We start from the raw sequence: 5,678 nt of genomic DNA, 5'->3' as shown, positions 1-5,678 counted from the left end.
CATGAAGCGTTGCGCACGCAGAACTTTGTGTATGCCAGACAAGTATCTGGCAAATCTCACGTATCGATATATTCCATAATATACCTTATGCGAATTACGGATTGGGGAATACGACCAGCCGGACGCTGCAAAGTGTTGCTGCTGCCCGATGAAGTCGCGCCTTCAAGCTCCACCAGTCTCGAGGTCCGAACCTGCGCCATGCGGCGTCACCGGCTGGATCTGGCTGTCGCGAACGACCGTCCGGCCAGCGGCGGCGGCCCAGCCATCAGGTCCATGCCGGACCAGAGCGACGACGGAAGCTGCTCCGTCGATCGGCGGCCGGGAGCCCAGACGCGCGGACCGCTTGGAGGCCCCTCGCCGGATTTCCCGCGGGCTTGGCTCACGGCAGTGCAACCGCTTTGGGCTGGATGCCTATCGAGGCTGGCTCACCGAGCCATCAGCGCAAACACGCCCCAGCCCAGATAGTCGCGGCCGTACCGCGTGTAGCGTTCCGGCGACGTGGTCAGCTCGGCACGAACTTCGGGCGCGAACTCGTCGTCGGGATTGGCGTCGAGCCATCGGCGCATGGTGAGCCACTTGGCGGCCTCGTACCGGTCCCAGCTGTCCTGACTGGCCAGCATCATTTCGACGACGTCGTAATTCAGCGCGTCGAACGACGCGATCAGATCCGGAAGCAGCAGGAAGTCCGAGCTCGCCTGGGCACGGCAACCCTGGGCGACCTCCTCGGTCGGCGGCAATCGCAGCCAGTAGGGCTCGCCGATCAGGATGAGGCCGCCGTCCTGTAGGCTCTTCGCGAGCAGCTCGATCGTGCCCCCGACGCCTCCGCCGACCCAGGTGGCACCGACGCAGGCCGCCACGCCGACTTTCGCATCGGCAACATAGCCGGCGGCATCGCCATGAACGAACGTAACCCGATCGGCGACGCCGAGCTCGCGGGCGCGGAGCTGCGCTTGCGCGGTGAATAACGGACTCATGTCGATCCCGGTGCCGCTGATCCCGTGATCGCGGGCCCAGGTGCACAGCATCTCGCCCGACCCGCTGCCGAGATCGAGCACGCGGGTCCCCGGCTCCATCCGCAGCGAAGCGCCGAGCGCCGCGAGCTTCTCCGCCGTGAACGGATTGTGGATGCGATGCGCGCTTTCGCTGACGGTAAAGATCCGCGGAATGTCCACTCGAGAAGCTCCTTCATTCACTCATTCGTCGACTGCACGACTGCACGACTGCAGCGCCCTCGCCGCTGCAGACGATCCACACCGACTCGCGGTGCGGCCTCACTGTGCAGCGATCGCCTGCGGACGTCTTTGCGCCGACAGCCGCGAGCCTGCCGTCGGACCGGCGAAACGTGGGGTAAAACGTCGCACCGACGTCGGACCAACGAATATCCGCGCAGTCACCAAACTACGAAGCCTCCCGAGCACGGGCCCTGTCAGGACGGGCGCACCGCGGTATCAGTCCACGCAGGCCTGGTGCGACGTTTCGGACCGCCGGCGGCGGGCCTGAATGGTTATCGCGGCCAGCCAATCTGGCTCATTGGTCTTGCTCCGGGCGCCTTCGAACCCCATAAAATGAATCGTGACCAAGAACGTTGCCGAAAGGGCTGCGGAGCGACGAACAGGATTGGAAGGACCGAGGAATGCCGCAGAACGTCTTTCTTCTCGCGGTGATCCTTCTCCCGTTCGCCGGCAGCCTGCTTGCGGCGCTGCTGCCTGCCAACGCGCGTAATGCCGAGGCTTGGCTCGCGGCGGCCGTCGCGCTTGGCTGTCTGTTCCTGCTGGTGCCGCTGTATCCCGGTGCCGATGCTGCGCCGATCCGCTATCAGCTCGACTGGCTGCCGCAGTTCGGCCTGAACTTTACGCTGCGGCTGGACGGCTTCGCCTGGGCGTTCGCCTGCCTGATCACTGCGATCGGCGCCCTCGTCGTGCTGTACGCGCGCTACTACATGTCGCCGTCGGACCCGGTGCCGCGGTTCTTCTCGTTCCTGCAGGGCTTCATGGGCGCGATGCTCGGCATCGTGCTGTCCGGCAATCTGATCCAGCTGGTGTTCTTCTGGGAGCTCACCAGCCTGTTTTCGTTTCTGCTGATCGGCTACTGGCACCACAACGCTGCGGCACGTGAAGGCGCTCGTGTGGCGCTGACCATCACCGGCACAGGCGGGCTATGCCTGTTCGCCGGCGTCGTGGTACTGGGTCATATTGTCGGCAGCTACGACCTCGACGCCTTCCTGGCAGCCGGCACCGAGGTCCGCGCCCACGCGCTGTACGTGCCGACGCTGATCCTGATCCTGCTCGGCGCGCTGACCAAGAGCGCACAGTTTCCGTTCCACTTCTGGCTGCCGCGGGCGATGACGGCGCCGACGCCGGTCTCCGCCTATCTGCACTCCGCCACCATGGTGAAGGCCGGCGTGTTCCTGCTGGTTCGGCTGTGGCCGGTGCTGGGGGGCACCAATGAATGGCTGTGGATCGTCGGCACCACCGGCCTCGCCACCTTCATCGTCGGCGCCTACCTCGCAGTGTTCCAGCGCGACCTGAAGGGCCTGCTCGCCTACTCCACCATCAGCCATCTCGGCCTGATCACGCTGCTGATCGGTCTCGACCGCCCGCTGGCGCTGGTGGCCGCGATCTTCCACGTCTTCAACCACGCAACCTTCAAGGCGTCGCTGTTCATGGCGGCGGGCATCATCGACCACGAGACCGGCACACGCGATCTGCGCCGGCTCAGCGGCCTCTGGAAGTTCATGCCGAAGACCGGCGCGCTGGCAATCGTCGCCGCTTCGGCGATGGCTGGGGTGCCGCTGCTGAATGGCTTCCTGTCGAAGGAGATGTTCTTCGCCGAAACGATCGAGACCCACGACGGCTCGCTGCTCGACGACGCCCTGCCCTATATCGTCACTCTCGCCAGCATGTTCACGGTGGCGTATTCGCTGCGCTTCATCCGCGAAGTGTTCTTCGGCCCGCCGCCGGTCGACCTGCCACGCACGCCGCACGAGCCGCCGCGCTGGATGCGGTTTCCGGTCGAACTGCTGGTGCTGACCTGTCTGGTGGTCGGCATCGTGCCGTCGCTGACGATCGGGCCGTTCCTGCAGCTCGCGGTGCATGCGGTGCTCGGCGCGGCGACGCCGTATTACAGCCTCGCAGTCTGGCACGGCTTCAACTGGCCGCTGCTGATGAGCGTGATCGCGCTGATCGGCGGCGTTCTGTTGTACGTGATGTTGCGCGAGCCCTTGCAGCAGGGGCTGACGAGCTCGCTGTTCGCCGGCCGCTTCAAGACCCAGCGGGTGTTCGACCTCGTGCTGGTGACGGTCTCGTGGCGCTGGGCCCGCGCGATCGAGCGCGTGTTCGGCACCCGCCGGCTGCAGCCGCAATTGCTTCTGCTGGTTTGCGTCGCGTTGATTGCAGCCGCAGTGCCAGTGCTGATGCGCGGTCTCAGCCTCGCGCCGGTCGCCTTCAACGATATCGATCCGGCGCTCGCCGTGGTGTGGACGGTCGGCATTGCCTGCGCGCTCGGCGGCACCGCCGTGGCCAAATTCCACCGGCTGGCGGCACTGATCCTGATCGGAGGATCGGGGCTGACCACCTGCCTCACCTTCGTCTGGTTCTCGGCAGCGGACCTGGCGCTGACCCAGATCGGCGTCGAGATCGTCACCACAGTGCTATTGCTGCTCGGGCTGCGCTGGCTGCCGAAGCAGCTCGAGACCGGCGAGATCACCGCCAACCGCAGCGTGCTCAAGCGTGTGCAGCGGATCCGCGACCTCGCGATTGCAGCGGCCGCCGGCATCGGCGTCGCGCTGCTGGCCTATGCGGTGATGACCCGCGCCGCGCCGGATAGCATCGCGCAGTTCTTCATGCGTCATGCCTACGCGGACGGCGGCGGCACCAACGTCGTCAACGTCATCCTGGTCGACTTCCGCGGCTTCGATACGCTCGGCGAGATCACCGTGCTGGCGGTGGTGGCGCTGACAGTGTTCGCCCTGCTCCGCCGCTTCCGCCCCGCCGCGGACAGCATCGACATCCCAGAACAGCAGCGGCTGCAGGACGAGCACGACGACGCCGATGCCGATCGCCGCAAGGGCGACACCATCGCCGATTATCTCGCAGTGCCGGCGATGATCATGCAGTTGTTGTTTCCGTTCATCTTCATCGCGGCGATGTATCTATTGCTGCGCGGTCATGATCAGCCCGGCGGCGGCTTCGTTGCCGGCATCGCGATGGCAGCAGCGCTGATCCTGCAATACATGGCGGGCGGCGCCCGCTGGATTGAAGCGCGGCTCCGCATCCATCCGCTGCGTTGGATCGCCATCGGCCTGCTGCTGGCGCTGTTCACCGGCGCCGCGGCGCTGCCGTTGGCACGTCCGTTCCTCACCTCGGCCTTCGCCTACGCCGAGATCCCGTTGATCGGCAAGGTGCCGCTCGCCAGCGCGGCGCTGTTCGACCTCGGCGTGTTCTCGCTGGTGGTCGGCGCCACCGCGCTGATGCTGCTCGCCTTGGCCCACCAATCGATCCGCGGCCATCGCCGCCCCTCCGGTGGCCGCGCCGCAACGCCCGAGGCCAGCCGATGGAACTGATCGTCTCATTGGCCATCGCGGTGCTGACCGGCTGCGGGGTCTGGCTGCTGCTGCGACCGCGCACCTTCCAGGTCATCATCGGCCTGGCGCTGCTGTCCTACGCGGTGAACCTGTTCATCTTCAGCATGGGGCGCCTCAAGGTCGGCGCCGCCGCCGTGCTGGAGAAGGGACAGATCGCCGATCCTCAGGCGTTCGCCGATCCGCTGCCGCAGGCGCTGGTGCTCACCGCCATCGTCATCAGCTTCGCCCCCACGGCGCTGTTCCTGGTGGTGCTGCTGGCGTCGCGCGGCCTGACCGGAAATGACCACGTCGACGGCCGGGACCACGAATGACAAGCTGGACCGACCATCTGATCATCCTGCCGATCCTGCTGCCGCTGTTCGTCGGCGCGGGGATGCTGCTGATCGACGAGCGTTATCAGCAGATCAAGGCGTTCGCCAATCTCGCCTCGATCGTGACCATGGGCATCATCGCGCTGCTCTTGATGCGCGCCGCGGATCTCCCCACTGCGACCGGCGCAGCGCCGATTGCGGTGTACCGTCTCGGCGACTGGCCGGCGCCGTTCGCGATCGTGCTGGTGGCGGACCGGCTGTCGGCGCTGATGCTGGCGCTCACTAGCCTGCTCGCCTTCGCGTCAACCATCTTCGCGACGGCGCGGTGGCATCGGGTCGGCGCACATTTCCATTCGCTGATGCAGTTCCTGCTGATGGGGCTGAACGGCGCTTTCCTGACCGGCGATCTGTTCAACCTGTTCGTGTTCTTCGAGCTGCTGCTGGCCGCGTCCTACGGCCTGGTCCTGCACGGCTCGGGGCAGGCGCGGGTGCGGGCCGGGCTGCAATACATCGCCATCAATCTGACGGCTTCTGTGCTGTTCCTGATCGGTGTCAGCCTGATCTACGCGGTCACCGGCACGCTCAACATGGCCGATCTGGCGATCCGGATTCCGCAGGTGCCAGCGCAGGATCGGGCGCTGCTCGAAGCCGGCGCCGCCGTGCTCGGCGTCGCCTTCATGGTCAAGGCCGGGATGTGGCCGCTGTGCTTCTGGCTGCCGACGACCTATGCGGCCGCAGCGGCACCGGTCGCGGCGATCTTCGCGATCATGAGCAAGGTCGGGATC

Annotated in this window: 4 protein-coding genes; 3 read left to right on the top strand and 1 reads right to left on the bottom strand. The window is 66.2% G+C overall.

Annotation, left to right across the window (positions count from 1 at the left end; translation table 11 throughout):
* Positions 1-425: 425 nt before the first annotated feature.
* Positions 426-1,172 carry an SAM-dependent methyltransferase gene (locus DYI24_RS19935; protein ID WP_164573544.1) on the bottom strand — a complete coding sequence of 249 codons (747 nt, stop codon included), beginning with the start codon at positions 1,170-1,172 and terminating at the stop codon, positions 426-428.
* Positions 1,173-1,633: 461 nt separating this feature from the next.
* Here DYI24_RS19935 and DYI24_RS19930 point away from each other — a divergent pair, with 461 nt between their 5' ends.
* The 3 genes from DYI24_RS19930 to DYI24_RS19920 form a co-directional block, all read left to right on the top strand.
* Positions 1,634-4,561 carry a monovalent cation/H+ antiporter subunit A gene (locus DYI24_RS19930; RefSeq protein ID WP_164573543.1) on the top strand — a complete coding sequence of 976 codons (2,928 nt, stop codon included), beginning with the start codon at positions 1,634-1,636 and terminating at the stop codon, positions 4,559-4,561.
* Positions 4,552-4,893 (top strand): Na+/H+ antiporter subunit C, encoded by a 342-nt coding sequence (locus DYI24_RS19925; protein ID WP_164573542.1) that lies wholly within the window; start codon positions 4,552-4,554, stop codon positions 4,891-4,893. Before DYI24_RS19930 ends, DYI24_RS19925 begins: the two co-directional genes overlap by 10 nt.
* On the top strand, positions 4,890-5,678 hold a 789-nt coding region (locus DYI24_RS19920; protein WP_283810879.1), incomplete at its 3' end, for a proton-conducting transporter transmembrane domain-containing protein. The genes DYI24_RS19925 and DYI24_RS19920, both read left to right, overlap by 4 nt.

It is taken from the genome of Rhodopseudomonas sp. BR0C11 (genome assembly GCF_010820945.1).
Lineage (GTDB): Bacteria > Pseudomonadota > Alphaproteobacteria > Rhizobiales > Xanthobacteraceae > Rhodopseudomonas > Rhodopseudomonas palustris_H.
Note: the sequence above shows the minus strand (reverse complement) of the source record. Positions and strands in the feature narration are given on the sequence as shown.